The sequence below is a fragment of the Oleiphilus sp. HI0080 genome (assembly GCF_001635135.1).
The window spans coordinates 1-851 of record NZ_LWFU01001050.1; the positions used below are offsets into that span (position 1 = coordinate 1).

Genomic DNA, 851 nt, shown 5'->3' on the forward strand with positions numbered 1-851 from the left:
AATTTCCAGATCTGGCTTACCTACGCTTTGCTCATCTACCACTTGATAAACAATGTCGAAAAGATTGGCATGCTGAAAACTCAGTATTGGTCCACCTTGCTCAAGACGGGCATAGGTAAGAATTTCGTCTATAAGCTCATCTAGCTCTTGAATATCGCCATCAATCCCCTTGATTTGTTTCTGTCGAGACGCGTCATCGAAGCAATCTTCAATCATCTGAACACCAAAACGAATACGCGCCACAGGAGTTCGCAACTCATGCGAGACCGCATGAATCATTTCTTTCTGAACCAGCATCAAGCGCTGAATGTGATCAGCCATTGCATTGAAGGCCGTCCCTAAACGCTCCACCGACTCATTGCCGTCATTAGAAATTTTTACACGCGCATCCAATTCGCCTCTAGATATGCGAGCCGCAACGGTTTCAACACTGAGCAACTTGCGCTCATAACCTTGAACAAAGACAGCAACCAATCCATAGATACTAGCCAATAGACCGAATATCAAAAGACCTAGTACAGGCCAAGAAATCAAACTAAATGGCTCGGGAAACACGACTCTGTAGATTTCACCTGTTGGAGCTCGCAACAATGCAGACACACTTTTGTCAGAGACAACCAGATAGAACCCCTTCTCAGACAAACTATCTAAAGCACTTTGTGAGCGTAGCGCGTTCGCTTGTTCTAGAGGATACAAGGCCATACCCCAAGCATTTGCCAACTCTGCCACTACGGATTCCTGATTATCGGTAGCCTCCAACAGACCCCTGAAAACCTTCAAATACAGCTCATAAATACTACGACCGCTTTGATCAGACTCAAGCTCTAATAACAGTGTTGGTTCAAGAGATA

General features: G+C 45.0%; 1 protein-coding gene. It reads right to left on the reverse strand.

Annotated features, from left to right (window positions below; all coding sequences use genetic code 11):
* Positions 1 to 851 (reverse strand): histidine kinase dimerization/phospho-acceptor domain-containing protein (locus A3751_RS19535; RefSeq protein ID WP_156492654.1); only part of this gene is annotated, 851 nt, incomplete at both ends.